The organism is Achromobacter sp. Marseille-Q0513 (genome assembly GCF_018195695.1).
Taxonomy (GTDB): Bacteria; Pseudomonadota; Gammaproteobacteria; order Burkholderiales; family Burkholderiaceae_B; genus Achromobacter.
In genome coordinates this window covers 29,806-53,711 of the sequence record NZ_JAGTJY010000013.1, presented here as the reverse complement: position 1 = coordinate 53,711, position 23,906 = coordinate 29,806, and the positions used below count along the sequence as shown (strand labels likewise).

Sequence of the window (23,906 nt, the reverse complement as noted above, 5' to 3'; positions counted from 1 at the left end):
GTCGGCCTCGCCGGCGGAGGGTCAGGCACGGCGAAAAAAACCGCCGGCGACAAAAACGAGGAGACATCATGAGCACAACCACTGTGGCAGGCCGCGGTCCCTCCGCGGATCCGCGCCCGATGACCAAGGATGAACGCCGCGTCATCTTTGCGTCCTCGCTGGGCACGGTTTTCGAATGGTATGACTTCTATCTGTATGGCTCGCTCGCGGCCATCATCGCGCAACACTTCTTCTCCGGCGTGAACCCCACCGCGGGCTTCATCTTCGCCCTGCTGGCGTTCGCGGCGGGCTTCGCCGTGCGTCCGTTCGGCGCGCTGGTGTTCGGCCGCCTGGGCGACCTGGTCGGCCGCAAGTACACGTTCCTGGTCACCATCGTGATCATGGGCCTGTCCACCTTCCTGGTGGGCGTGCTGCCCAGCTACGCCAGCATCGGCCTGGCCGCTCCCGCGATCCTGATCGTGCTGCGCCTGCTGCAAGGCCTGGCGCTGGGCGGCGAATACGGCGGCGCAGCCACCTACGTGGCCGAGCACGCGCCGCATGGCCGCCGCGGCTTCTACACGTCGTGGATCCAGACCACCGCCACGCTCGGCCTGTTCCTGTCGCTGCTGGTGATCCTGGGCATCCGCACGTTCATGGGCGAAGACGACTTCAAGGCCTGGGGCTGGCGCATTCCGTTCCTGATCTCGGTGGTGCTGCTGGGCATCTCGGTGTGGATCCGGATGCAGCTCCATGAATCGCCGACCTTCCAGCGCATGAAGGAAGAAGGCAAGGGCTCGAAGGCGCCGATCGCCGAATCGTTCGGCCAGTGGAAGAACCTGAAGGTCGTGCTGCTGGCGCTGCTGGGCCTGACCGCCGGCCAGGCCGTGGTCTGGTACACGGGCCAGTTCTACGCGCTGTTCTTCCTGACGCAGACGCTGAAGGTCGACGCCAACACCGCCAACATCATGATCGCCGTGGCGCTGCTGATCGGCACCCCGTTCTTCGTCGTGTTCGGCGCGCTGTCGGACAAGATCGGCCGCAAGCCCATCATCATGGCGGGCTGCCTGATCGCCGCGCTGACCTACTTCCCGATCTTCCAGGGCCTCACCCACTTCGCCAACCCGGCGCTGGAAAAGGCCCAGGCCTCGGCCCCGGTCACGGTGATCGCGGATCCGGCGACCTGCTCGTTCCAGTTCAACCCCGTGGGCACGGCCTCGTTCACCAGCTCCTGCGACGTGGTCAAGTCCTTCATGGCCCGCAACTCGGTGAACTACAAGAACGAAGCGGCGCCCGCCGGTTCGGTCGCCAAGGTCAAGATCGGCAGCGACGAGTTCGCCTCGTTCGACGGCAAGACGCTGGCGCCTGCCGAGTTCAAGGCCAAGGCCGCCGAGCTGGACAAGGCCCTGACCACCGCGATCCGCACGCACGGCTATCCCGCCAAGGCGGATCCGGCCCAGAGCAACAACGTCATGGTCGTGCTGCTGCTGACCATCCTGGTGATCTACGTGACCATGGTGTACGGCCCGATCGCGGCCATGCTGGTGGAAATGTTCCCGACCCGCATCCGCTACACCTCGATGAGCCTGCCGTACCACATCGGCAACGGCTGGTTCGGCGGCTTCCTGCCCCCGGTCGCCTTCGCAGTGGTGGCCGCCACCGGCAACATCTACGACGGCCTGTGGTACCCGATCATCATCGCCGTGATGACGTTGGTCATCGGCACGCTGTTCGTGCGCGAGACCAAGGACAACGACATCAACGACTAAACCATCCATCCCCCGCCGGGCGGGACTGCTGCGCCTGCCCGGCCTTTCACAAAGCTCCCTCGGGAGCTTTTTTTTTGCCCTGTCCGCGTCGAACCGGCAAGGCCAGCCCACACGCGGCGAACCCGCGCCGGCAGGCGCGTCGCGAGACATGTCGCTTCGCCATGCCGCACATGGAATTCTGTGTTCCGCGCGCTCGCTGTTCGATTCAGGACGCTGTCAGACCCCTGCCCTTAGACTGGCGCCTCAGATTACGGCCTTGCGCCAAATCACCTGGCGATTGATCCCCCTGCCAGACGATTTGCAGGGCTGCTCCTCTGACACCAATGTCGCGTTCCCCGCGAGCCTTTTATGACGCGGCATTGCGTGCTCCCGTACCGGCCCGGCCTGCATAGCGCCGGGCCGCTTTTTTTTTGCGCGCGCGAACAGGCCCGCGCAAGCGCGGGCCTTCGGGAAATGCCTAGGCGTCGTATCAGCGGCGCATGCCCACGCCAACCACCAGCACGCCGACCACGATGGCGGCGATGCCCGCCCACGACGGGATGGCCACGGACTTCTCGGTTTCCGCGGTGGCCTTGACCGAGCCGATCTGCAGCACGGTCTCTTCGGACTTGTAGTTGAAGCCCTTGTACGCCAGCGCGGCCACGCCCAGCACGATCAGCACTGCGCCAATGATTGTCGACAATTTCATGCTGTTCTCCTTGTGTCGATGAGCGTTGCGGCGGACGTTACCGCATGCGCCACGGGCTGTCAGTGACAGATCGTGTCGCGTCGCGCGCGCGCAGCGCAAGGTCGATCCGGGTGGGCCGGGTCGTATAGAATCAACCCTTTTGGCCGACGCACATGTGGTTCAAGAACCTTAAGATCTACCGCCTTTCCTCGCCGTGGACGCTCGTGGGCGAGCAGCTGGAAGAAACGCTCGCGCGGCATGCCTATCAGGCCAGCGGCAGCGCCGGCGCCAACAACCTCGAAATGCAGAGCCTGGGCTGGGTGCCGCCGCGCGAGAACGGCGGACTGGCGCACGTGGGGGGCGGGCAGATCCTGCTGACGCTGCGCGCCGAGAAGAAGCTGCTGCCCGGCACCGTGGTCAACCAGGTCGCCAAGGCGCGCGCCCAGGAAATCGAAGAGCAGCAAGGCTACAAGCCGGGCCGCAAGCAGATGAAGGAAATCAAGGAGCGCGTCACCGACGAGCTGCTGCCGCGCGCCTTCAGCGTGTACCGCGACACCCGCGTCTGGATCGACCCGCAGAACCACTGGCTGGTCATCGACGCCGCAGCCTCGGCCAAGGCCGATGAAGTGATCGGGCTGCTGGCCAAGTGCATCGACCCGTTCCCGCTGGAAAACCTGTACGTGGCCCAATCGCCCGCCTCGGCCATGACCGGCTGGCTGGCCGAGGACGAAGCGCCGTCCAACTTCACCATCGACCAGGACACCGAGCTGCGCTCGTCCGGCGAAAGCGGCGCGGCGATCCGATACGTCAAGCACTCCATCGACGCCGACGACGTGCGCCGCCACATCCAGTCCGGCAAGCAGTGCACGCGCCTGGCCATGACCTGGGCCGACCGCATCTCCTTCGTGCTGACCGAGAACCTGGACGTCAAGCGCGTCGCGCCGCTGGACGTGCTCAAGGAAGGCAACGAAGCCATCGCCGCCAACGACGACGAGAAGTTCGACTCCGACATGATGCTGATGACGGGCGAGCTGGCCAAGCTGATGGCCGAGCTGGTCGAGGCGCTGGGCGGCGAGAAGCGCGTCTGAACGCCGCATCCCGGGGCTGCCCGCGCAGCCCCGGGATGGCCGAAGCCTGAATGCCAAAACCCCCGGGAAGCTGGATTCCGATCCAGCCTTCCGGGGGTTTTGCATCGTGCTATCCGAAATCCGGCGCGCGCGGGAAGCGCATGGTCGCCAAGGTCCGGGCACACGGCGGCCCGGGGGGCGCGGCCCCCCCCCCGCCGCTCAGGCCGGGACGGCCTGGTCGCGTCCGGCCTGCTTGGCGCGGTACAGCGCCTTGTCGGCCCGCTCGATCAGGTAGGCGTAGTCGGGATGACCGTCGAACGAGGCCACGCCGATGCTGGCCGTGATCTTCAGATTGGCGGCCTCCGACACCGAGAAGGCGTGGCGGCGGATTTCCGCGCCCAGCTTCTGCGCGACCAGCATCGCGGCCTCCGGCCCCGTGTCCACCAGCACCACCAGGAATTCCTCGCCGCCATAGCGGAACACGAAGTCGCTGGAACGACAGGCCTGGTGCACGACTTCGGCGAACTGGCGCAGCACCTGGTCGCCGCCGCTGTGCCCATACTGATCGTTGATGGACTTGAAGTGGTCGATGTCCAGCAGCAGCACGGAGAACGCGGAATGCTGGCGCGTGGCGATGGCGATCTCGCGGCCGATGACCGAGGGCAGGAAGCGCCGGTTCAACACATTGGTGAGCGGATCGCTGCCGCTCTCGATTTCCGCCACCATGTCGAACAGGCCGTTGAGCAGGTGCTTGATGCGCGCCACCAGTTCCTGCAGCTCGCGCACCAGGTCCGGCATGGCGCCCTGCCCCTCGGCGCTGCGCATCAGGCCGGGCAGCACCACGTCGTCCAGCCGCGCCACCGCTTCCATGATCTGCCGCAGCGCGGGCGCGCTTTCGAACAGCACGCCGCCTTTGTGGTGCAGCCACAGGCCGAACTCCGAGGCCGCCAGGCGCGGCAGCACCTGCTCGGGGGCGCGGTAGTGCAGGCCGATCAGCACGGCCTGGCTCCATTCGAGCAGCGCGGCGCGCTGCCGCTCGCGCTCGGTGGAGATGTTCTGCCCCAGCGCGAACAAGCGGTAGGCCTCGTCGTTGCGCGCGCCACGGTTGACGTCGCGCATGAAGGCGCGGCTCATCTGCTCGATCGCCAGGTCGAACAGATTACAGACGTACTGCGTGGCCACCGACGCGGCCATGCCGTCCAGGTCGCTGGCGCGCAGGCGCAGCGCAATCTCGTTCTTCAGGATGCGCGCGCCGGCCATCACCAGATGGATGGGGATGTGCACGCGCGCATGGACCTCGCCGACCTTTTTCTGCGCCGCCATCAGCGCCGCGATGTCGCCCTGGTCGCGCACGCAGAGCAGGCCCTTGAGCCAGCCCTTCATGGCGCTGCTCAGGCGGGTCGAGACGATCTCGTGCGACAGGCGCGGCCCCGCCTCGGCGTCGGACAACAGCGTGGAATAGAAGGCGTCGACCAGCGCGGTGGCGCTATCGGACACCACGGCGGCGACCTGCCCTCGGGTGTAGGCGTCCACGGACTGGTAGACCGCCTGCCAGGCCTGCGCATTCGATGCGCTCAGATAGCAGGCCTGGCCGGCAACGGCGGGAGTGACGGGGATTGCGCTGCTGCTCGAAGACATAGGGGACCATCCGACCGGATCAGGGCCGCTAGCCCCGAAGCGCGCCCGGCAGCGGCGCGCGACACAAACTCGCCGCCAGGACATCCCGACGGCAAAACCAGCGCGGATTATGCTTCAAATCGCCCGGGGCGGGCCGCAAGCGCGGCCGCCGCGTGGGGAAAATCGGAACGGCGAGGATCAGTCCAGGCCGTGGAAGGCCGAGTCGTCGGGGCCGATGTGGGTGGGATGCTGCCACGTCACGTCGCGCATCGAGTGCTGCACCAGCCCTTCCACGCCCAGCAGCACCGCGAAGATCGCCATGCGGATGGGGATGCCGTTGTCGGTCTGGCGGAAGATCGCCAGGCGCGGATCGTGGTTCAGGTCCACGCTCAGGTCGTTGGCGCCGGGACGGCTGTCGCGCGGCAGCGGGTGCATCACGATGGTGTCCGGACCGCAGTATTCATCGATGATGGCGCGGTTGATCTGGAAGTCGGGCGTGTAGCCTTCGTTCTCTTCGTTGGCGAAGCGCTCTTTCTGCACGCGCGTGGCGTAGATCACGTCGGCGCCCGCCAGGCCCTCGCCCAGCGAGCTCTTCTGCTCGATGACGTTGCCGTTGCGGCTGGCCTGTTCGATGATGTAGGAAGGCATCTCCAGGCCGCGCGGCGACACCAGCGAGAACTTCACGCCCTTGTACAGCGCCAGCAGCTTGATCAGCGAGTGCACGGTGCGGCCATACTTCAGGTCGCCGACCATGGCGATGTGCGCGCCGTCCAGCAGCTTGCCCAGGCGCGAGAACTCGGTCAGGATCGTGTACAGGTCCAGCAGCGCCTGGCTCGGGTGTTCGCCAGGACCGTCGCCGCCGTTGACCACCGGAATATTGGTGGCGCGCGCGAATTCGGCCACCGAGCCCTGGTCCGGATGACGGATCACCATCGCGTCGACATAGCCGCTCATGACGCGGCTGGTGTCGTAGATGGATTCGCCCTTGGCCATGGACGAGAACGTAAAGCCGGTGGTGTCGCAGACCGAGCCGCCCAGGCGGCAGAAGGCCGAGCCGAAGCTGACGCGGGTACGGGTGCTGGCCTCGAAGAACAGGTTGCCCAGCACCGCGCCCTCGAGCACGCGCGAGATCTTCTGGCGGCGCGCGATGGGCTGCATCATGTCGGCCACGCGGAACAGGTCTTCCACCGATTCGCGCGTGAACTGGTCCACCGATACCAGCTGATGCTTGCCTTCGATGGCGATGCGGTCACGCAGCGGGCCGTCTTGTACGCTTTGCGTATATTTTTCCAGCAAAACCCCGTTCTGCACGATTTCGCTGACGAAGCGCTGCACCACTTCCGGCATGGCGCGGAATTCCTGCGAGCCCTCGGGCAGCAGCCAGGTGTCCAGCGCCCGGCGCTTGACGCCGATGCGGGTGGCGAAGACGTCGCGCGTCAGGTTCAGGCGTCGCATGGCGTCGCGCAGGAAAGCTTGCTGGGAGATGGTCATGACAGGCCCCGAGGAAGAGGATTTATATACGCACTGCGCATATTATTCTCAACGCAAGTGCATGTCCAACACTTTTGCGCACACGGGTTTACCCGCGATTTTCCCTAGACGCCGGTGTAGCCCGTCGTCACCGAGGCATCGGCCGTGGCGGCGGAACCGGCGGCCAGCCAGCAGGCGGCGCAGAAGCACAGCGCGCTCGCCACATAGAAAAGCACGGCCAGCGCCTGGGCCGGCCAGTGCCGTCGGCCGGGCCGCAGGGTGTCGCCCTGCCGCAACAGGCTGGCCTGCGCCAGCCAGCCAAACAGCAGGCCGCCGCAGGCGCCCAGGAAACCCGCCAGGTACAGCGCCAGCGGCGCCTGCAGATCGGGCGCGGCCACGTCCGAGCCGATCACGCCCAACATGAAGAACACCAGCACCAGCGCCGCGCCGCCGTTGATCCAGGCCAGCAGGCGGAACGCGCCGGCGAACAGCGCGAACGCCATCGCGCCTGCCCGCCCCTGCCCCGAGCGCGGCTCCATGATCAGCCGCCCTGGCGGCAGGCCGGCGTGGCGCTCTCGATCGAGGCGCGGGCGGCGGCGATCTCGGCCTTGTCCCAGCGGCCCTCGCCCACCACGGTGATCGTCACCTTGGCCTTGCTCGGGCTTTCGGCTTCGGACGTGATCAGTTCCAGCACCTTGGCCTGCTCGCCCACCTTGTAGACCTGCACCTCGTCGGGCGCGCCCTTCTCGCCCAGCTTGGGCTTCCAGGCATAGGCGACGTTGTAGGGATGGGCGACATTCACGTGGCAGGCGCGCACGTATTCGCCCGCGCGTCGGAACGCGGCCTGCGAATTCGTGTCGACGATGAAGGTTTCGTGCAGCGCGGTATCGGCCTCGTACACACCGGTGCTCGCGCACCCGCCCAGCGACGCCGCCAGCATCGCGCCCACCATCCATACAGACTTGCGCATCATCGTTCCCGTTTTCAGACTTTCGGATTCCCGCGATTATGCCAGCCCCGCATTCGTGACCGGCCGGGCACAAACGCGCGACGCCCGCTTGCGGCCATCAAGGCGACGCGCCCTCCAGCAGCGGCCCGGCGATAAAAAAAGCCGCGTCCGGCATGCCTGGGCATCCCGGACGCGGCCCTGCGCCGCGCGAACAGACGCTGGCGAGGCTGCCTACTTCTTGGCGGCGTCCTCGATCTTTTCTCCGCCGCGCTGTATATCCTTGCCCGCGCCCGCGACGGTATTGCAGCCCGCCGAAAGCGCGGCGATCGAAAGCAGCATGACGAGAAAGACTTTGTTCTTCATGGAGTTCTCCTTTCATGGCTTGAAAACCGAGCCCAGCATACCGCAAAGCCCGCGTCTTGAGCATCGGCCATCCACCCGCGAAAGCGGGCTCGCCGCCGCCGGCCGCAGCGCCCCCGGCCGGCGCTCGCTTGCCCTTGTCGCGCATTTCACGGCAATGCATTAGGATGCACGAATGACCAAGACATACGCATCGACGGCCGGCGCTACGGCCCCGAAAAGCTGGGGCTGGGAACAGCCCGGCTGCCGGGGTCCGGCGGCGCTGGCCCTTTTCATTGACGACCTGCATCGCATCCTGCAAGAACACACGGCCGGCAAACTGGCTTCGTGCAGCACGCTGGCGGACGCCCAGTCCCATGTGGACGCGCTGCTCGCGCGCTACAACGACGTCGCCCGCGCGCCGGAAGTGTTCCAGGGTCAGTCCGTCGAACTGAAAGAAGGCGTGGACCGCAGCGGCGTGTCCCACACCGTGCCCATTTTTTCGCCGCGCCTGAAGCAATCGCTGGTGTCGATGCTGGGCGGCAAGCCCGGCTGACACCACCGCGCCCGCCAACCTGAACGGCTTGAGAGGGAGACCGCAAGATGAATACGGATAACGTCGTGGAATTTCTGCGCCAGCTGTCGCTGGACGTGTCGCTGGGCGCCGCCGCCCAGCAGGCCGCGAGCCAGCGCGACGCGCCGCTGGCGCTGGCGCGCCTGGCCACGGCGCACGGGCTGCCTTGCAGCGCGGCCGACTGGTCCGCATTCACCCGTGGCTGCCTGGACGAATCCAACGCCAGCCTGACCGACATCGACGCCGCGGACGCGGTGATCTGGCAGCTGGTTCAGGATCCGGGCCAGGGTTCCCGCGTGGAAGCCGGCTCGGTTACCCGGGTCATTGGCATCCTGGCCCAGGACGGCGCGCCGCCCGTGGTCGGCCAGGTGGTCAGCGACCTGGCCCCGCGCGCCGCGCCGGCGAGCCCATCCATCCTCACCAGCTCCTGAAGCATCAATCCCCGCGTGGCGCGTCCAGGTAGGCCGCCACGCCTTCCGCCACCGCCAGCCCGCCCGCCATGCAGGCGGTCAGCAGATAGCCGCCGGTGGGCGCTTCCCAATCCAGCATTTCGCCAACGCAGAACACGCCGGGCATGGCGCGCAGCATCAGGCCCGGCGTCAGCGCGTCGAAGCTCACGCCCCCCGCCGTGCTGATCGCCTCGTCGATCGGACGCGCGCGCTGCAACGGCACCGGCAGCGCCTTGATGCGCACGCCCAGCAGGGCGGGATCGCGCAGCGCCTGTTCACCGGCGCATTCGCGCAGCAAGCCCGCCTTCACGCCGGTCAGGCCCAACCGGCTCTGCAGATGGCTGGACAGCGAACGCGAGCCGCGCGGATGCGTCACCGCCGCCATCACTTTTTCCTGCGGCCAATCGGGCAGCAGATCCAGCACCGCGGTCGCGCTGCCATCGGCCTGCAGGCGATCGCGCAACGCCGCCGACAGCGCATAGACCAGGCTGCCCTCGATGCCGCTGCTTGTGACCACGAATTCGCCCTGCCGGGCCTTCGCGTCGTCGCCGCAGCGCATGGACACCGGCTTGACCGGCTGCCCCGCGTAGCGCTCGCGGAAATGTTCCGACCATTCCACGTCGAAACCGCAATTGGCCGGCCGCAACGGCGCCACGGCGACGCCGCGCGCGCGCAGGCCCGGCGCCCAGGCGCCGTCCGAACCGAGGCGGGCCCAACTGCCGCCGCCCAGGGCCAGCACGACGGCATCGGCCGAGGCGCGGCGCTCGCCCTCGGGCGTATCGAAACGCAGATCCGCGGCGCCGCCCGCCGCATCCTCGGGCCAGCCCAGCCAGCGATGCCGCATGTGAAAGCGCAGGCCGGCCGCGCGCAGACGCGCCAGCCAGGCGCGCAGCAGCGGCGCGGCCTTCATTTCCTCGGGGAACACGCGACCCGACGTGCCGACGAAGGTGCGCACGCCCAGGCCCTGCGCCCAGTCGCGCAAGGCGGCGGCATCCATCCGTGCCAGCCATGGCGCGACCTGCGCGGCGCGATCGCCGTAACGGGCCAGGAACGGCCCGGCCGGCTCGCTGTGCGTCAGGTTCAATCCACCCCGGCCCGCCATCAGGAACTTCCGGCCGACCGACGGCATGGCGTCATACACATCCACGCTGTATCCCCGGGCGGCCAGGCCCTCGGCCGCCATCAGGCCGGCGGGACCACCGCCGATCACGGCCACGCGCCAGGGCCTGGCGTCGCCCTTCACCGCGCTCATCGTCCCTTCCCCGCGCGTCCGTCGCGAGCGACGGACGCCCGCGAGCGGTCATGGCGGAACAGGCACGGAAATGCGGAGCAACGTGGCGGAATCATGGCGTGGGAAAAACAAAAAAAAGCGCCGCGGGCGGCGCGGCGGCTGCGATTGTCGCATGGGGGTGGTGAACGGGGGCCGGGCGCCGGATCGGACACTTATTGAGCGCCGGCGCCAAGCCCTTGTTATTGCGTCACTATTTACACATGCACAGCGGCTATCCCAAGGCTTTTCCACAGCCGCTGTGGGCAACTCATCAGGCCCGCGCCGCCAGCATGGGGCCGCCCCAGGGCTCGGCGTCGAGTTCGAAGCGGATCTCCTGGTAGTCGCCGTCCACCGACACGGTGCGCAGCAGGCCCGCGCCCAGCGCCTGCCCCAGCGCCCGACGGCACAGCGTCTCGGGATCGTCCGCCAGCGACTGGAACACGCCGTCCGGTATGCGCAGGCGCAGCAGCGCCAGGGGATCGCCGCCATCGGCCGGCCTGCCGATATGGATATGGGCAGGATAGCCGTGCGGGCACCAGATGCCCACGTGATACTTGCCTGCATCGCCCGTGTCGGCGACATAACCGGGATGATCGTATTTTGCTGTACCCATGCACCCTCCTTGTTCGCGGCCAAGCCGCAGGCTGGAACCATGGTAGCTCAGCACCGCCCTGTCGTGCGCCCGCAAGGTATCGGGGAAACTCCGGACCACGCTTGCGCTTGACCTGGCGCAAGCGGCGGGGCAGTCCGACAGGGAAACAACCGGACGCAAACGTCATGGTCGGGCCGCCGGGGACCCGCCGCCGCTTCGCCTCAGCCCTCGGAGCGCTTGCGGGCAATGAGCTGTACGACGCAGGCCATGCCGGTGTGAAACACGCCCTCGGTCACGTCGCGCTCGATTTCGCGCGACAGCAGGATGTCGCAATGGGGAAACTCGCGTTCCAGATCGGCAAGCGCCATGAACATGTCCGGATCGTCCGGCCCGCCCGTGCCTCGTCCCAGTTGTTCATGGCGATAGGCCTCGAGCAGGACGATGCCGCCCGGCCTCAACGCGGACTCGGCCGCGTGGTGCAAGCGCTTGCGTATCTGGCTGGGCATGTGCGCGTATATCGATACCAGCGAGCCAAACGTGGCTGGCGGTGGCGCATAGGCGGCCAGATCGGCGGCCTCCGTGCGGATCCGCACGCCCCTGGCCGCCGCCAACCGGCGTGCCTTCGCCAGACCGGTTTCGGATTGGTCCACGCCCAGCACATCCAGGCCCTGCGTGGCCAGATAGACGGCGTTGCGCCCTTCCCCCTCGGCCACGCTCAGCACCGGCCCGGCCAGCAGCGCCGCATATTGCGCCAGGAAGGCGTTCGGCTCGGTTCCATATACGTAGGCCTCGTCGGCGTACATCTCGTCCCACACGCTCATGCGCTTCTCCTTCGATTCCTCCCGGCCCGGGCGCGCTTTGCCCCGGGCAGCGGAATGGCGCCAGTCTGGCGCTTCAAGTCGACTTGAAGTCAAGACCATGCTGCACATGGATATGGGCGAAGTTGCCCGGCACGCCGCGGCGCGGTACGGCCTGGCACGCATGCTAGGATGGCCCGCGCGCATCATGCGCCTCACGCAATCCGGAGCCAGGGTCCGTCCGTGGCTGGAGTTCCATCTGATGGTGAAGATCGCCGACATCGGCAATTTCGAGGCCCTGCCGCCGTTCGTGGCGGCGCTGCTGGCAGGCGACGTCGCCGCGCTGGACCGCGCCTTGGCCGAAGGCTGCGATATCGAGGCCGCCATCGTGCTGGGCCCGCACACCCAGGAGCCGCCGCTCTTGCTGGCGCTGGCCGCCAATGCCGCCACGTCCGTGCACTGGCTGGTCGAGCGCGGCGCCGATCTGAACCGCGCGGACGCGCCCGCCTTTGCGCTGGCCGCCCGCTACGGCACGCCGGACCTGATGCGGCATCTGGCGGCCCATGGCGCCGACATCCATGCCCGGCGCAAGGTCGGCGGCGACGCCTACCAGCAGGCGCTGTATGGCAGGAAGCTCAAGCACCTGCCCGTCATCGAGGCGCTTGGGCACACCGCCGCCAGACATGGCGGGGAAGCCTTCCGCTCGGCGGTATTCAGTCGCAACCGGCAGGCGGTGGATTTCTTTCTCGCGCATGGCGTGGACATCAATTTCCACGCCCGCGACCAGGTGTTCTCGGACAGCGCGACGCCCCTGCTGGTGGCCGCCCGCAATCGCGACCTGAACCTGTGCCGCCTGCTGGTGGAGCATGGCGCGGACGTCTCGCTGACCAATCGCGACGGCGACCGCCCCTATACCGTCGCGGTCGAACAGGACGACGCGGCGCTGGCGGCGTATTTCAAGTCGCTGGAACCCCCGGAATTGCACAGCCTGGCCAACCGGCTGCATGAACTCAAGCCCTACAAGCTGGCGCCGGACCTGCTCGACTTCCTGCAAGGCGCGCAGCGACGCATCGAACTGCCCGACTGCGATTTCGGTTTCGTGGAGTTCTTCGCGCTGACGGACACGGTGCCGATGAAGGCCGGCCGCAAGAAGGTGCTGCGCCTGAGCCGCTCGTCCGGCGATTATTCCGACACCGTGCTGGTCTGGAATCCCAAGACCCGACGCATCGGCTACTGGGATATCGAACACGAGGAGTACGGCGATATCGCCACATTCCAGGATTTCATGGCCGCGCCCGCCCTGCACATGAATCGCGTCGCCGACGGCGAGTACTCGGAATGACGGGCGAGCCGCGCGGGCATTGACGGTACCGATATCTCTGACTAAAGTCAGAGATATGAACCCATCCGACATCCAGCAGGTCCGCAGCTTCAACCGCGTCGTCGCCGCAGGCATCGGCGCGATCGACGACCGCTTCCTGGGACGCGGCCGGCCGATGGGCGAATCCCGGCTGCTATGGGAAATCGGCGCCGAGGGCGCCGATCTGCGCACGCTGCGGGCGCGCTTGAACCTGGATTCCGGCTACCTCAGCCGCACCCTGGTCTCGCTCGAACGGCAGGGACTCGTCCTGGTTGAAGCGCGCCCGGACGACCGCCGGGTGCGCCGGGCCAGACTGACCCCAGCCGGCCTGGACGAAAGAAACGAACTGGAGAAGCTGTCGGACTCGGTCGCCTGCCGCGTGCTGGAACCACTGAGCGACGGGCAACGCCAGCGGCTGGTCGAGGCAATGGCCGAAGTCGAGCGCCTGCTGCAGGCATCGCTGGTGAGCTTCGCCGTCGAGGATCCGGACAGCGATGACGCGCGCGGGTGTTTCATGCAGTATTTTGCCGAGCTGAACGCCCGCTTCGATGCCGGTTTCGATCCGGACAACAGCCTGCCGGCCGATGCCCGCGAGCTCAGGCATCCGCAAGGCGCCTTGATCATGGCCCGGCTGCATGGCGAGCCGGTGGGATGCGTGGCGCTCAAGTTCCATGGTCCAGCGCCTTGCGAGCTCAAGAGGATGTGGGTCAGCCCGTCCGCCCGAGGACTGGGCCTGGGGCGGCGCCTGATCGCCCAGGCCGAAACCCAGGCGCGCCAGCACGGCGCGCGCAGCGTGCGCCTGGAAACCAACCGGGCGCTGAGCGAGGCGATCCGGCTCTACCGGCAGGCCGGCTATGTGGAAGTCGCTGCCTTCAGCGACGAGCCCTACGCCCATCACTGGTTCGAGAAACGGCTGACAGCCTGACAGGCATGCACGCCCTGGAAGCCGTCCCGCTCCCGATGCGCGCGTGCCGGCCGGCGTCTTGCGAAGAGACCGGATAGCAAAAAGCCCCGACGCTTGCGCATTCGGGGCTTTTTATCGCGTCACCATCAGATGGCGACGCTGCTGAAACTGGTTGCGGGGGCAGGATTTGAACCTACGACCTTCGGGTTATGAGCCCGACGAGCTGCCAGACTGCTCCACCCCGCGTCTGATGTGTGAATCATACATCATTTTGAAATGTTGTGCAGCGCATCGACTCCGCCCCCGTTTTTTTGACGCGCCGCGACGCCCGCCAGCAGCGCCAGCCCACCCCGCAGCAAGTGCCCCAGCCGGGCCGTCCAGCCCGGCGGATTCAGGCAGACCAGCGGGGCGGCGCCGATGGCGGTGACGCGCAGCACGCCGCCGTGCCCCACGCCCTGCGCCTCGCCCGCGTTCAGGCGCAGCGGCGGGCACGGCGCGCCGTTTTCGGGCAGGCGCGGCGCGTCGATGAGCAGGCTGCCGCTCAGGCAGACGATGTTGGCGCCGGCCCGCAGCAGGAATGTCCGCGAGGCGCCGGCAGCCAGATCCAGGCGCGTCGTGTGAGGCCCGGGCGGGGAATTGGGGTTCATGATCATCTCCTGTCGATGCTGACAGGCTACGCGGGCCCTGCTATGCGCAACAGCCACACATTCCGGCTTTCTGTACCGATGCAGAAGCTCGATTTCCCTGCTGTTATGGTGTACTTTGGCCGCATCTGTGCCTAGCCGCCATCCACACACGGGGAGCATGATCGGCGCATGGAATCGCAACCGCTCTATCTCCGCCTGGCCAATCATTACCGGCGCGCCATCCAGAACGGCGTGCTCGCCCCGGACCAGCGCATGCCTTCGGTCCGCGCCCTGGTCCGCACCCACCATGTCAGCCTGTCCACGGCGCTGCAGGCCTGCCGCCTGCTGGAGGACGACGGCCTGATCGAGGCGCGGCCGCGTTCCGGCTATTTCGTGCTCAAGCCGCGGCGCAACGGCATACCGCCGGTGGCCGAGCCGGACATCCGGCAGGCGCTGGGCGCCGCCCAGTACGTGGGCATCCATGACCGCGTCTCGGACTTCATCGCCAAATGCGAGGCCCATCCGGTCAGCGCCAACTTCGCGCTGGCGGCGGCCGTGCCCGAGGCCTACCCCATGGAAGAACTGAAACAGGCGATGATCCGTGTGCTGCGGCAATCGCCGCAGACGCTGGTCAGCCCGGTGCCGCCGCAGGGGCATCCCGAACTGCGCGCGGTGCTGGCCCGCCGCGCGCTGGCCAACGGCATCAACGCCAGCGCCGACGATGTCATCGTCACGCATGGCTGCATCGAGGCGCTGAACCTGGCGCTGCGCGCGGTGGCGCGGCCGGGCGACACCATCGCGGTGGAATCGCCCTGCTACTTCGGCCTGCTGCAGATCCTGGAAAGCCTGGGCATGCGCGCGCTGGAGATCCCCACCAGCCCGCAGCACGGCCTGTCGATCGAGGCGCTGGACCTGGCCTTCCAGACCCACGGCAACATCCGCGCCGTGGTGGTCGTGCCGAACTTCCAGAACCCGCTGGGCTGCGTGATGCCGGACGCTGAAAAAGCCAGGCTGGTGGCGCTGTGCGAACGCCAGCAGGTGCCGCTGATCGAGGACGACACCTACGGCGCGCTGACCGACGACGACGCGCCGCTGCCCGCGGCCAAGTCCTGGGACCCCACCGGCAACGTGATCTATTGCGCGTCCATGCACAAGACGCTGGCGCCGGGCATGCGGCTGGGCTGGCTGCTGGGCGGGCGCTGGAAGGCGCGCATCGCCATGCTGAAGTTCGCGCAAAGCCGCCCCAACGAACCGCTGGCGCAGATCGCCGTGGCCGACTACCTGGGATCGCGCGCGTATGACCGGCACCTGATCCGGCTGCGGCGCGAACTGAAGACGCAGCGCGACCGCAGCGCCGAACTCATCGCCTCCCACTTTCCGCCTGGCACGCGCCTGAGCATGCCGCGCGGCGGCATGCTGCTGTGGGTCGAGATGCCCGGCGGCCGTTCCGGCATGCGCGTGTTCGAAGAAGCATTGCGCCAGGGCATACGCGTGGCGCCGGGAGCGATGTTCTCCAACAGCGGCCGCTACGAACACTTCCTGCGCATCAGCTGCGGCCAGCGCCACACGCCCGAGATCGACCGCGCCCTGCTGACGCTGGCGCGCATCGTCGAAGCGGGGCAGGCGTGACGCGCGGCCGTGGGAGGCCCGCGCCATGAGCCCGGCGCTGCACGAGTTCATCGCCAGCTACGGCCTGTGGGCGGTGCTGGGGGGCACGCTGCTCGAGGGCGAGAGCGTGGTGGTGTTCGCCGGATTCCTGGCGCACCAGCACCTGCTGCGCCTGCCGGGCGTGATGCTGTGCGCCTTCGCCGGCTCGCTGATCGCCGACCAGGCGCTGTTCTACCTGGGCCGGCGCTGGCGCGATCACAGGCTGGTGCTGCGGCTGCGCGCCAAGCCGGCCTTCGCCAAGGCGCTGGAGGCGGTGGACCGGCATCCTGACGGCTTCATCCTCAGCCTGCGCTTCCTGTACGGGCTGCGCACCGTGGGGCCGATCGCGCTGGGCGTGTCGAACGTGCCGGCGCTGCGCTTCCTGCTGCTCAACGTCGTGGCGGCGGCCATCTGGGCCGTGTGTTTCAGCCTGCTGGGCTACCTGTTCGGGCAGACCATCGAGTCGCTGCTGGGGCGGCTGCATGGCGTCGAAACCAAGCTCGCGGCCGCGCTGGCGGTGGCGGCGGTGGTGTGGCTGGTCCATCGCTGGCTGGCGAAACGCCGCCGCTGAGGCGCCGGAAGGCGCCTTGCCGTGACCGTCCAGGGCGACTCAGGCGCGCCCCGTCACACCAGCAGCCTGCCGCCGCCCCGCAGCACATGGCGGCGGCGGGCCTTGCGATACCAGCCGCCGATCACGGGCAGCAGCGCCAGGCGGCGCAGGACGGGGTGGCGCTGGTCGAAGTCATGCCAGGCCTTGAAGTCATGTCCCAGGCGCTCCCAGCTCTGGCGCGCCTCGGGTGAAAGTTTGCCGGGGTCGAACGCCGCCAGCTTTGCCGCTTCCGAGATCCTGGCGTACGACGCCCGGCCCGGTGTTTCCAATCGATACTGATTCCGCATGGGGGCGCATATTACCCGGCTTGGGGCCCGCATGGCGGCTCCTTCTGGCGCCCGGCCGACGCCGTTCTTGAGCAGCGCGAACAAGCCCTTGTAATCAAAGGATTTTTCCAGGCTGTACCCGCGCTATCCCAAGGCTTGTCCACAAAAGATGTGGGTAACTATGCCGCATGGCTGCGGCCGGGCCATGGACAGCGGCCGTGGGTCCGGCGCGCCGCGCCATCACTTGAGCGCGGCCACGATCTGGTCGCGCACGCTCTCGAAGCCAGCCACGTACTGCGGGTTCTCGGAACGGGCCAGCAGGCTGGCATAGTTCTGCTCCAGCTGCGCCTCGATGGCCTCGCGCAGGCCGGGCGAGGACTTGGCCAGATGCAGCATCGACAGCAGCGTCGCGTTCAAGGCGTCGATACGTCCGCCCTGATGGGAAATGGTGTGGACGATGACGGCGATTTGTTCCTGGATATCCATGGCGCTTGCTCCTGGCGGTATTGGGGTCGGCGCAAATCCTAGCACGGCGCCCGGCGCGGGCCTGCCCCCTGGGCAAGGCCGCGATGCCGCGCTAGCATGGACTGCGCGGCCGGGCCCGCAGCGGCCGCGCGGCTAGTGTGCTGTCCCGTAGGTACGTCCGCATGACGAAATTCATCCATAGACGTCAGGGCTAGGCGCAAACCGCAGCGATACCCGTAGGTATCGCGAGGATTTGCAACGACGCCATGGCGGCTAGGGGTGGATTTCGTGCGGGCGTACCTGCGGGACAGCACGCTAGGCTCGGAGGCGCGCATGAAGACGATCCAGAACTATCTTCCCCCGGATGCCCAGGCGCTGCGGCGCCTGCAGGACAGGCTGGGCCTCGGCGACGCGCGCATGGCCGAACTGGCCGGACTGGACGCGGCCGCCCCCTGGAGCAGCTACATCGGCGGCCTCGAGCCGCGCGCCCTGGGCCGCCAGCGGCTGTTCTACATGATGGCTCGCCAGGTGCTGGACGAAGCGCAATGGCAGCGCGTGCTGGCGGCGATGCGCGAAGCCGGCGCGCGCTTCGACTACGACGACCCCGCGCCCGCTGGCGCGACGGCGCGCAACGATTCCGCGCCGCCCGAGACCGCCGAGGAACACAAGTTCGGCATGCTGCTGGTCAGCGGCGCCGGCGCCTTCCATGAAATGGAGCAGCTGCGCGAGTTCGCGCACTTCGCCCACGAGGCCGGCGTCAGCGCCCTGGTGCGCCGGGCCTACTATGACAGCGGCATCGACCTGTGCCGCTTCACGCTGGCCGACGGCCCCGAGGCCGACGAGGCGGCGCGCGATCGCATCTTCGATGCCGCGCGCAAGACCATCACCCGCTTCGAATTCGGCGGCCGCATTTACCAAGGCGGCATCCCGCCGGAATCGGATGGCTGAATCGGGCGCATCGAAGCCGCCCCGCCACGCCTGGGCCTCTCCGGACGGCCAGGATCGCATGCCCGCCGGGCGCATTGACGCGCGCCGGCCCGCCCTGTAAGTTCGTCACTCCGCCCGGCACCGGCCGGCCGCCAGCGACGTTTCCGCGCATGAACGAACGACTCGACGCCATAGACCGGCAACTGCTCAGCCTGCTGCAGGCCAACGCGCGCGAACCCGCCGCGATCCTCGCGCGCAAGCTCGGGCTGGCCCGCACCACCGTGGTGGCGCGCATCGCGCGGCTGGAACGCGAGCATGTGGTCGCGGGATACGGCGTGCGGCTGGGCCGCCTGCTTGAAGAAGCCGCGGTGCGCGCCTATTGCTTCATCAGCGTGCTGCCCAAGACGCCCGCCGCCGTGATCCGCGAGCTGGAGCGCATGCCCGAGGTCGAGGAAGTATCCTCGGTCAGCGGCCCCTACGACTATCTGATCTTCCTGCGCTGCGAAACGCATGAACAGCTCGACGCGCTGCTGGACCGCATCGGCCTGATCGACGGCGTCAAGCAGACGCAGACGTCCATCGTGCTGAGCCGCAAGGTCGACCGCCGCAGCGCCGTGGCCGCGCCCTGAGGCCATCGACGCGGTCATTGGCCGCGCCGGACGCCGCGCGGCGCGGCCCGCGCCGTGTTGTAATCTGGGAAACATTCCCAACCGGACATTCCATCCCCATGCTCGCACGCCTCGCCCCCGCCGCCGCCCTGCTCGTCCTGCTGTCCGCCTGCGCGGGCATGGGCGAAGTGACGCAGGTCGACAAGCACACCTACAGCGTCACCAACAGCGCGGGCGCGCGGTGGCTGACCTGGGTCGAGCTGAAGAACCAGACCCTGCAACGCGCCGATGAGTATTGCCAGTCGATCAACAGCAAGCTGGTCAAGCCCAAGATCACGTCCAACAGCGCCACCGGCCTGACGCCCAAGCGCGCCACCGTGACCTTCGAATGCACCGCCGTCGAACCCAAGGACGACGGCAACGGGAAGCCGCAGAAGTAAGCCGCCGGCGCTCCCGGGTGTAGCATTTGCCCAAGCAAGCCTTTCCCTACGCATATCGTGAACACCATGCTGCCCGTGGGCATCACCATGGGCGATGCCGCCGGCATCGGCCCTGAAATCGTCGTCAAAGCCTGTGCGCAGGGCCTGCGCGCGCCGCATGTGGTGTACGGCGACGCCGGCGCGCTGCGCCGCGCGGCGGCCGCGCTGGGCGCGCGCCTGGACGTGGTCGAGATCACTTCGCCCGGCCAGGCCAGCCTGCGCGCCGGCCTGATCGAGGTCATCAGCCCCGGCCCCGCCCTGCCCGCCGACCTGCCGCCGGGGCAACTCAGCGCCCTGGCCGGACGCGGCGCCTACGGCTATGTCTGCGCCGCCATCGACGACGCCCAGGCGGGCGCCATCCGCGCCATCGTCACCGCGCCGCTGAACAAGCATTCCATGCACCTGGCCGGCATCGACTATCCCGGCCATACCGAGATCCTGGCCGAACGTTCCGGCACGACGGACTTCGCCATGATGCTGGCCAATGACGAGCTGCGCGTGCTGCTGGTGACCATCCACGTGGCGCTGGCCGACGTCATCGCGCGCATCACGCCGCAGGCCGAGCTGAGCGCGCTGCGCCTGGCCGACCGGGCCTGTCGCCAGATGGGCATCGCGCAACCGCGCGTGGCGGTCGCAGGCCTGAATCCGCACGCGGGCGAAGGCGGCAAGTTCGGCCGCGAGGAAATCGAGGTCATCGAGCCGGCCATCGCCCAAGCCCGCGCCGAAGGCATCAACGCCAGCGGCCCCTGGCCGGGCGACACCATCTTCATGCGCGCGCGGCGCGGCGAGTTCGACATCGTGGTGGCGCAATACCACGACCAGGGCCTGATCCCCGTGAAATACCTGGGCCTGGACCATGGCGTCAACGTCACGGTGGGCCTGCCCTTCGTGCGCACCAGCGTGGACCATGGCACGGCGTTCGACATCGCCGGCAAGGGCGTGGCCGACCACGCCTCGCTGGTCGCCGCCTTCGACCTGGCCCTGGCCATGACGCCGTAGCGGCGCGCCGGCGCCTCGCCCCGTGGACACCGGCGGGGCCGGCGCCGCCGACGCCCCGCCTTGCGGGACTACAATACGGACCTCGCGGCGGCCCCTGTGGCCGCCGGCCTTTTTCCCCCGTCACGTCCCCATGCAACGCCTCGCACGCCTCCTGCCCGACCGCTTCACCCTCTACCTGATCTGCACCGTCATCATCGCCAGCATCGTGCCCGCGCACGGCAAGGGCGTGGCCGTGTTCGGCTGGATCACCAACATCGCGGTCGGCCTGCTGTTCTTCCTGCATGGCGCGCGCCTGTCGCGCGAGGCCGTCATCGCCGGGCTGACGCACTGGAAGCTGCACCTGACCATCTTCTCGGCCACGTTCCTGATGTTTCCGCTGCTGGGCTTGGCGCTCAAGCCGGTGCTGGAGCCGCTGGTCACGCCCGAGCTGTACCTGGGCATCCTGTTCCTGTGCTGCCTGCCCGCCACGGTGCAATCGGCGATCGCGTTCACGTCGATGGCGCGCGGCAATGTGCCGGCGGCCGTGTGCAGCGCGTCGGCATCGAGCCTGCTGGGCATCTTCCTCACGCCGCTGCTGGTGGGCACGGTGGTGGCCAAGGCCGGCAGCGCGCCGATCTCGTTCGACGCCGTGATCAAGATCATGCTGCAACTGCTGCTGCCCTTCGTGCTGGGCCAGTTCGCGCGCCGCTGGATCGGCGCCTGGGTGCACCGGCGCAAGGCCATGCTGAAGTTCGTGGACCAGGGCTCGATCCTGCTGGTGGTGTACACCGCCTTCTCCGAAGCCATCAACGAAGGCCTGTGGAGCAGCACGCCGCTGCCGGCGCTGGCCGGGCTGGTGGCGGCCTGCGCGCTGATCCTGGCGCTGGCGCTGGGCCTGTCGGCGCTGGCCGGCAAGGCGCTGGGCTTCAATATCGAAGACCGCATCACCCTGCTCTTCTGCGGCTCCAAGAAGAGCCTGGCCAGCGGCATCCCGATGGCCCAGGTGCTGTTCGCGGGCCATGCGGTGGGCGCCATCGTGCTGCCGCTGATGCTGTTCCACCAGATCCAGCTGATGGTCTGCGGCGTGCTGGCCGCGCGCTACGGCAAGCGGCCGGAAACCTCGGCCTGATCTTCACGCTGTCCCTGGAATGAAAAAACCACGCTGCGGCGTGGTTTTTTGTTCAGGCGAGCTGGCGCTGACGCAACGCGCTCAGTACATATCCTTCGGCTGCGCGCCGGAGAAGTTCAGGAAGCGCGTGCTGGAGCCCTGGAAGGTCAGGCGCACGGTGCCGATGGGACCGTTACGCTGCTTGCCGATGATGATCTCGGCCGTGCCCTTATCCGGCGAATCGGGGTTGTAGACCTCGTCGCGGTAGATGAACAGGATCACGTCGGCATCCTGTTCGATGGCGCCCGATTCACGCAGGTCGCTCATCACGGGACGCTTGTTGGGGCGTTGTTCCAGGCTGCGGTTCAGCTGCGACAGCGCGATCAGCGGGCAGTTCAGCTCCTTGGCCAGGCCCTTGAGCGAACGGCTGATTTCCGACACTTCGGTGGCCCGGTTCTCGCCCGAGCCATTGCCCGACATCAGCTGCAGGTAGTCGATGATGATCAGCCCGAGCTGGCCGCACTGGCGCGCCAGGCGTCGCGCGCGGGCGCGCACTTCCATGGGGCTGAGCGCGGGCGATTCGTCAATGTAGACCTGTGCGTCCTGCATCAGCTGCACCGCGTGGGTCACGCGCGGCCAGTCCTCGGCGATCAGCTTGCCGGTACGCATGCGGTGCTGGTCCAGCAGGCCGACCGAACCCAGCATGCGCATGGCCAGCTGCACTGCGCCCATTTCCATGGAGAACACGGCCACGGGCAGGCCCTGCTCGATGGCGACGTGCTCGCCGATGTTCATCGAGAACGAGGTCTTGCCCATCGAGGGACGGCCCGCGACGATGATCAGGTCGCCGCCCTGCATGCCGGACGTCATCTTGTCCAGGTCGGTGAAGCCCGTGGGCACGCCGGTCACGTCGGAACTGCCTTCGCGGTGATAGAGCTCGTCGATGCGCTCGACCACCTGCGTCAGCAGCGGCTGGATTTCCTGGAAACCGGCGGCGCCGCGCGCGCCTTCCTGCGCGATCTGGAAGACCTTGGATTCGGCTTCGTCCAGCAGCTGGCGCGCTTCCTTGCCCTGCGGGTTCATGGCCGCCGACGAGATCTCGTCGGCGATCGACACCAGCTTGCGCAGCATGGCGCGCTCGCGCACGATCTCGCCGTAGCGGCGGATGTTCGCGGCCGACGGCGTGTTGTGCGCCAGGGCGTTCAGGTAGGCCAGGCCACCCGAGTCCTCGGCCTTGCCGGCGCTGACCAGCGACTCGTTCACCGTGATCACGTCGGCCGGACGGGCCAGGCCGATCAGGCGAGCGATGTGATGCCAGATAAGGCGGTGGTCGTGGCGGTAGAAGTCTTCCTCGATCAGGACGTCGGCGATGCGGTCCCAGGCGCTGTTGTCCAGCAACAGGCCGCCCAGCACCGACTGCTCCGCCTCGATCGAATGGGGAGGAACGCGCAGGTATTCGAGCTGGGAATCGGCAGGATTGGTCATGGCTTCAAAAGTAAAGGCTGCAAGATATCCGCGACGCGGAAAAAGCCCTGCACGTCGCGCGACGGCAGCCGGCCCAGCAGCGGGCGCAGCGGCGCGGCGATGACGCGCAGCACGCGCGCCAGCCGCGCCAGGCATTTTTTGACTTCGGCGTCGGGGTGATGCTCGAAATAGACGTCCAGCGCCAGTTTACCCAGCGTCCGGCCCACGTCGTCGGGCAGCGTGCGCAGCGACGTGATCGAGGCCAGCATCTGGAACAGATCATAAGCCTGGGTCAGCGGACGCGACAGCGCCGAACCGATGTTCTCTTCGAAATCGATGCGCCACAGCTCGCCCTCGCGCAGCGTGATGTTGCGGATCTGCGCGCCGCCGTGCCACAGCCCGCGCGCGTGGAAGGCCGCCAGGTCCGCCGCGGCGGCCCGGGCCAGCCACAGGCGCGTGGTGGAATCCTCGTTGCGGATCAGGTCCGCCAGGTCTTCGCCCACGTACTCCAGCACCAGCAGGCCGCGCTCCTGCCACCAGACTTCCGGCACGCGGCAGCCAGCCTGCAGCAGCGCCGACAGCCGCTCGGCCTCGTGCTCGAGGCCGTTCCGGAGCACCACGCCGGGGCGGGGAAATTCGCCCAGGAACAGCTTGCAGCCCAGCCCCAGGAACAGGGCGCGCGTGTAGCGCAGCGCATATGACAGGCCGCCGCCCAGGCTGGGCCGGCGCCGCTTGATGACACAGCGCACGCCGTCTATGGTCACTTCCCGCACCGAGGGCTCGCGCGACGCGTCCACGCTGTCTAGCCAGGCGCGCAGGCCGGGCGGCGCGTTGTGGTGAACGGGCGGCTGTGTCAATGGATCCTCGAAGTGCAACGGCGGGAAGAAAGGCCTGGGCGCGCATGCGGCGAGCGGGCGAAGCCCGACAG

The 23,906-nt window shown here is 68.0% G+C and carries 27 protein-coding genes and 1 tRNA gene; 13 read left to right on the top strand and 15 right to left on the bottom strand.

The window, feature by feature from the left end; translation table 11 throughout:
• The first annotated feature begins 68 nt into the window (after positions 1-68).
• Entirely contained in the window at positions 69-1,745 is a 1,677-nt protein-coding gene (locus tag KDH83_RS05210; protein ID WP_212313272.1) for an MFS transporter, read from the top strand.
• A 469-nt stretch (positions 1,746-2,214) separates the two neighbouring features.
• Here the strand turns inward: KDH83_RS05210 and KDH83_RS05205 are convergent, their stop codons facing one another.
• Positions 2,215-2,433, bottom strand: coding sequence for a hypothetical protein (locus tag KDH83_RS05205; protein ID WP_212313271.1), 219 nt, complete (start codon positions 2,431-2,433; stop codon positions 2,215-2,217).
• Between the two features lie 152 nt (positions 2,434-2,585).
• On the opposite strand from KDH83_RS05205, the gene KDH83_RS05200 reads away from it, so the two are divergent.
• A complete protein-coding gene (locus tag KDH83_RS05200; RefSeq protein ID WP_212313270.1) occupies positions 2,586-3,500 on the top strand; it encodes a recombination-associated protein RdgC in 915 nt (304 codons plus the stop codon).
• Positions 3,501-3,698: 198 nt separating this feature from the next.
• Here KDH83_RS05200 and KDH83_RS05195 read toward each other — a convergent pair whose 3' ends face one another.
• The 5 genes from KDH83_RS05195 to KDH83_RS05175 form a co-directional block, all read right to left on the bottom strand.
• Entirely contained in the window at positions 3,699-5,117 is a 1,419-nt protein-coding gene (locus tag KDH83_RS05195) for a diguanylate cyclase (RefSeq protein ID WP_212313269.1), read from the bottom strand.
• 177 nt (positions 5,118-5,294) lie between these two features.
• Positions 5,295-6,587, bottom strand: coding sequence for an aspartate carbamoyltransferase (locus KDH83_RS05190; protein WP_212313268.1), 1,293 nt, complete (start codon positions 6,585-6,587; stop codon positions 5,295-5,297).
• Between the two features lie 104 nt (positions 6,588-6,691).
• Positions 6,692-7,105, bottom strand: a complete 414-nt coding sequence (locus KDH83_RS05185) for a hypothetical protein (protein WP_212313267.1) — start codon at positions 7,103-7,105, stop codon at positions 6,692-6,694.
• 2 nt (positions 7,106-7,107) lie between these two features.
• A complete protein-coding gene (locus KDH83_RS05180; protein WP_212313266.1) occupies positions 7,108-7,536 on the bottom strand; it encodes a BPTD_2524 family lipoprotein in 429 nt (142 codons plus the stop codon).
• 210 nt (positions 7,537-7,746) lie between these two features.
• On the bottom strand, positions 7,747-7,878 hold the full coding sequence (locus KDH83_RS05175) for an entericidin A/B family lipoprotein (RefSeq protein WP_103273452.1): 132 nt from the start codon (positions 7,876-7,878) through the stop codon (positions 7,747-7,749).
• A gap of 172 nt (positions 7,879-8,050) precedes the next feature.
• Here KDH83_RS05175 and KDH83_RS05170 point away from each other — a divergent pair, with 172 nt between their 5' ends.
• Both KDH83_RS05170 and KDH83_RS05165 read left to right on the top strand, forming a co-directional pair.
• Positions 8,051-8,410, top strand: a complete 360-nt coding sequence (locus KDH83_RS05170; RefSeq protein WP_212313265.1) for a hypothetical protein — start codon at positions 8,051-8,053, stop codon at positions 8,408-8,410.
• Between the two features lie 47 nt (positions 8,411-8,457).
• Positions 8,458-8,859 (top strand): hypothetical protein, encoded by a 402-nt coding sequence (locus KDH83_RS05165; RefSeq protein WP_212313264.1) that lies wholly within the window; start codon positions 8,458-8,460, stop codon positions 8,857-8,859.
• A 4-nt stretch (positions 8,860-8,863) separates the two neighbouring features.
• Here the strand turns inward: KDH83_RS05165 and KDH83_RS05160 are convergent, their stop codons facing one another.
• From KDH83_RS05160 to KDH83_RS05150, 3 genes are all read right to left on the bottom strand, one after another.
• Entirely contained in the window at positions 8,864-10,129 is a 1,266-nt protein-coding gene (locus tag KDH83_RS05160) for a TIGR03862 family flavoprotein (protein ID WP_212313263.1), read from the bottom strand.
• 289 nt (positions 10,130-10,418) lie between these two features.
• Positions 10,419-10,760: a hypothetical protein gene (locus tag KDH83_RS05155; RefSeq protein WP_212313262.1), complete on the bottom strand. Its 342-nt coding sequence runs from the start codon at positions 10,758-10,760 to the stop codon at positions 10,419-10,421.
• A gap of 200 nt (positions 10,761-10,960) precedes the next feature.
• Positions 10,961-11,560: a class I SAM-dependent methyltransferase gene (locus KDH83_RS05150; protein WP_249204860.1), complete on the bottom strand. Its 600-nt coding sequence runs from the start codon at positions 11,558-11,560 to the stop codon at positions 10,961-10,963.
• A gap of 184 nt (positions 11,561-11,744) precedes the next feature.
• On the opposite strand from KDH83_RS05150, the gene KDH83_RS05145 reads away from it, so the two are divergent.
• The gene (locus tag KDH83_RS05145) at positions 11,745-12,878 is read left to right on the top strand and encodes an ankyrin repeat domain-containing protein (RefSeq protein ID WP_212313260.1); all 1,134 of its coding nucleotides are present in this window, start codon (positions 11,745-11,747) and stop codon (positions 12,876-12,878) included.
• Between the two features lie 55 nt (positions 12,879-12,933).
• Positions 12,934-13,821 (top strand): helix-turn-helix domain-containing GNAT family N-acetyltransferase, encoded by an 888-nt coding sequence (locus KDH83_RS05140; protein ID WP_212313258.1) that lies wholly within the window; start codon positions 12,934-12,936, stop codon positions 13,819-13,821.
• Between the two features lie 148 nt (positions 13,822-13,969).
• Here KDH83_RS05140 and KDH83_RS05135 read toward each other — a convergent pair.
• Positions 13,970-14,046, bottom strand: a tRNA-Met gene (locus tag KDH83_RS05135).
• Positions 14,047-14,066: 20 nt separating this feature from the next.
• A complete protein-coding gene (locus KDH83_RS05130; RefSeq protein ID WP_212313256.1) occupies positions 14,067-14,447 on the bottom strand; it encodes a hypothetical protein in 381 nt (126 codons plus the stop codon).
• Positions 14,448-14,615: 168 nt separating this feature from the next.
• Here KDH83_RS05130 and KDH83_RS05125 point away from each other — a divergent pair, with 168 nt between their 5' ends.
• Together KDH83_RS05125 and KDH83_RS05120 are read left to right on the top strand one after the other, a co-directional pair.
• The gene (locus KDH83_RS05125) at positions 14,616-16,055 is read left to right on the top strand and encodes a PLP-dependent aminotransferase family protein (RefSeq protein ID WP_212313254.1); all 1,440 of its coding nucleotides are present in this window, start codon (positions 14,616-14,618) and stop codon (positions 16,053-16,055) included.
• A 25-nt stretch (positions 16,056-16,080) separates the two neighbouring features.
• Complete coding sequence (locus tag KDH83_RS05120; protein ID WP_212313252.1) at positions 16,081-16,644, top strand: DedA family protein; 564 nt, start codon at positions 16,081-16,083, stop codon at positions 16,642-16,644.
• A 53-nt stretch (positions 16,645-16,697) separates the two neighbouring features.
• Here the strand turns inward: KDH83_RS05120 and KDH83_RS05115 are convergent, their stop codons facing one another.
• Positions 16,698-17,054 (bottom strand): hypothetical protein, encoded by a 357-nt coding sequence (locus KDH83_RS05115; protein WP_249204859.1) that lies wholly within the window; start codon positions 17,052-17,054, stop codon positions 16,698-16,700.
• Positions 17,055-17,189: 135 nt separating this feature from the next.
• Positions 17,190-17,435, bottom strand: coding sequence for a hypothetical protein (locus KDH83_RS05110; RefSeq protein WP_212313250.1), 246 nt, complete (start codon positions 17,433-17,435; stop codon positions 17,190-17,192).
• A gap of 312 nt (positions 17,436-17,747) precedes the next feature.
• Here KDH83_RS05110 and KDH83_RS05105 point away from each other — a divergent pair, with 312 nt between their 5' ends.
• The 5 genes from KDH83_RS05105 to KDH83_RS05085 all read left to right on the top strand — a co-directional run bounded on the left by KDH83_RS05105 (position 17,748) and on the right by KDH83_RS05085 (position 21,535).
• A complete protein-coding gene (locus KDH83_RS05105) occupies positions 17,748-18,362 on the top strand; it encodes a hypothetical protein (RefSeq protein WP_212313248.1) in 615 nt (204 codons plus the stop codon).
• A 149-nt stretch (positions 18,363-18,511) separates the two neighbouring features.
• Positions 18,512-18,970 carry an Lrp/AsnC family transcriptional regulator gene (locus KDH83_RS05100; protein WP_103273441.1) on the top strand — a complete coding sequence of 153 codons (459 nt, stop codon included), beginning with the start codon at positions 18,512-18,514 and terminating at the stop codon, positions 18,968-18,970.
• 98 nt (positions 18,971-19,068) lie between these two features.
• Positions 19,069-19,389 (top strand): hypothetical protein, encoded by a 321-nt coding sequence (locus KDH83_RS05095; protein WP_212313246.1) that lies wholly within the window; start codon positions 19,069-19,071, stop codon positions 19,387-19,389.
• A 57-nt stretch (positions 19,390-19,446) separates the two neighbouring features.
• The gene (gene pdxA / locus KDH83_RS05090; RefSeq protein WP_212313243.1) at positions 19,447-20,427 is read left to right on the top strand and encodes a 4-hydroxythreonine-4-phosphate dehydrogenase PdxA; all 981 of its coding nucleotides are present in this window, start codon (positions 19,447-19,449) and stop codon (positions 20,425-20,427) included.
• 130 nt (positions 20,428-20,557) lie between these two features.
• Complete coding sequence (locus tag KDH83_RS05085; protein WP_212313241.1) at positions 20,558-21,535, top strand: bile acid:sodium symporter family protein; 978 nt, start codon at positions 20,558-20,560, stop codon at positions 21,533-21,535.
• A gap of 81 nt (positions 21,536-21,616) precedes the next feature.
• Here KDH83_RS05085 and KDH83_RS05080 read toward each other — a convergent pair whose 3' ends face one another.
• Positions 21,617-22,999, bottom strand: coding sequence for a replicative DNA helicase (locus tag KDH83_RS05080; protein ID WP_212313239.1), 1,383 nt, complete (start codon positions 22,997-22,999; stop codon positions 21,617-21,619).
• Positions 22,996-23,835 (bottom strand): RIO1 family regulatory kinase/ATPase, encoded by an 840-nt coding sequence (locus KDH83_RS05075; protein WP_212313237.1) that lies wholly within the window; start codon positions 23,833-23,835, stop codon positions 22,996-22,998. Before KDH83_RS05075 ends, KDH83_RS05080 begins: the two co-directional genes overlap by 4 nt.
• Between the last annotated feature and the right edge of the window lie 71 nt (positions 23,836-23,906).

What these genes read in the sequence shown, in the direction of transcription:
- KDH83_RS05080 (WP_212313239.1), bottom strand. Translation starts at nt 22,999, where the DNA reads ATGACCAATCCTGCCGATTCCCAGCTCGAATACCTGCGCGTTCCTCCC.
- KDH83_RS05100 (WP_103273441.1), top strand. Translation starts at nt 18,512, where the DNA reads ATGAACGAACGACTCGACGCCATAGACCGGCAACTGCTCAGCCTGCTG.
- KDH83_RS05110 (WP_212313250.1), bottom strand. Translation starts at nt 17,435, where the DNA reads ATGGATATCCAGGAACAAATCGCCGTCATCGTCCACACCATTTCCCAT.
- KDH83_RS05195 (WP_212313269.1), bottom strand. Translation starts at nt 5,117, where the DNA reads ATGTCTTCGAGCAGCAGCGCAATCCCCGTCACTCCCGCCGTTGCCGGC.
- KDH83_RS05085 (WP_212313241.1), top strand. Translation starts at nt 20,558, where the DNA reads ATGCAACGCCTCGCACGCCTCCTGCCCGACCGCTTCACCCTCTACCTG.
- KDH83_RS05125 (WP_212313254.1), top strand. Translation starts at nt 14,616, where the DNA reads ATGGAATCGCAACCGCTCTATCTCCGCCTGGCCAATCATTACCGGCGC.
- KDH83_RS05210 (WP_212313272.1), top strand. Translation starts at nt 69, where the DNA reads ATGAGCACAACCACTGTGGCAGGCCGCGGTCCCTCCGCGGATCCGCGC.
- KDH83_RS05185 (WP_212313267.1), bottom strand. Translation starts at nt 7,105, where the DNA reads ATGGAGCCGCGCTCGGGGCAGGGGCGGGCAGGCGCGATGGCGTTCGCG.
- KDH83_RS05095 (WP_212313246.1), top strand. Translation starts at nt 19,069, where the DNA reads ATGCTCGCACGCCTCGCCCCCGCCGCCGCCCTGCTCGTCCTGCTGTCC.
- KDH83_RS05205 (WP_212313271.1), bottom strand. Translation starts at nt 2,433, where the DNA reads ATGAAATTGTCGACAATCATTGGCGCAGTGCTGATCGTGCTGGGCGTG.
- KDH83_RS05145 (WP_212313260.1), top strand. Translation starts at nt 11,745, where the DNA reads ATGCGCCTCACGCAATCCGGAGCCAGGGTCCGTCCGTGGCTGGAGTTC.
- KDH83_RS05200 (WP_212313270.1), top strand. Translation starts at nt 2,586, where the DNA reads ATGTGGTTCAAGAACCTTAAGATCTACCGCCTTTCCTCGCCGTGGACG.
- KDH83_RS05130 (WP_212313256.1), bottom strand. Translation starts at nt 14,447, where the DNA reads ATGAACCCCAATTCCCCGCCCGGGCCTCACACGACGCGCCTGGATCTG.
- KDH83_RS05140 (WP_212313258.1), top strand. Translation starts at nt 12,934, where the DNA reads ATGAACCCATCCGACATCCAGCAGGTCCGCAGCTTCAACCGCGTCGTC.
- KDH83_RS05175 (WP_103273452.1), bottom strand. Translation starts at nt 7,878, where the DNA reads ATGAAGAACAAAGTCTTTCTCGTCATGCTGCTTTCGATCGCCGCGCTT.
- KDH83_RS05120 (WP_212313252.1), top strand. Translation starts at nt 16,081, where the DNA reads ATGAGCCCGGCGCTGCACGAGTTCATCGCCAGCTACGGCCTGTGGGCG.
- KDH83_RS05180 (WP_212313266.1), bottom strand. Translation starts at nt 7,536, where the DNA reads ATGCGCAAGTCTGTATGGATGGTGGGCGCGATGCTGGCGGCGTCGCTG.
- KDH83_RS05155 (WP_212313262.1), bottom strand. Translation starts at nt 10,760, where the DNA reads ATGGGTACAGCAAAATACGATCATCCCGGTTATGTCGCCGACACGGGC.
- KDH83_RS05190 (WP_212313268.1), bottom strand. Translation starts at nt 6,587, where the DNA reads ATGACCATCTCCCAGCAAGCTTTCCTGCGCGACGCCATGCGACGCCTG.
- KDH83_RS05165 (WP_212313264.1), top strand. Translation starts at nt 8,458, where the DNA reads ATGAATACGGATAACGTCGTGGAATTTCTGCGCCAGCTGTCGCTGGAC.
- KDH83_RS05105 (WP_212313248.1), top strand. Translation starts at nt 17,748, where the DNA reads ATGAAGACGATCCAGAACTATCTTCCCCCGGATGCCCAGGCGCTGCGG.
- KDH83_RS05170 (WP_212313265.1), top strand. Translation starts at nt 8,051, where the DNA reads ATGACCAAGACATACGCATCGACGGCCGGCGCTACGGCCCCGAAAAGC.
- KDH83_RS05160 (WP_212313263.1), bottom strand. Translation starts at nt 10,129, where the DNA reads ATGAGCGCGGTGAAGGGCGACGCCAGGCCCTGGCGCGTGGCCGTGATC.
- KDH83_RS05150 (WP_249204860.1), bottom strand. Translation starts at nt 11,560, where the DNA reads ATGAGCGTGTGGGACGAGATGTACGCCGACGAGGCCTACGTATATGGA.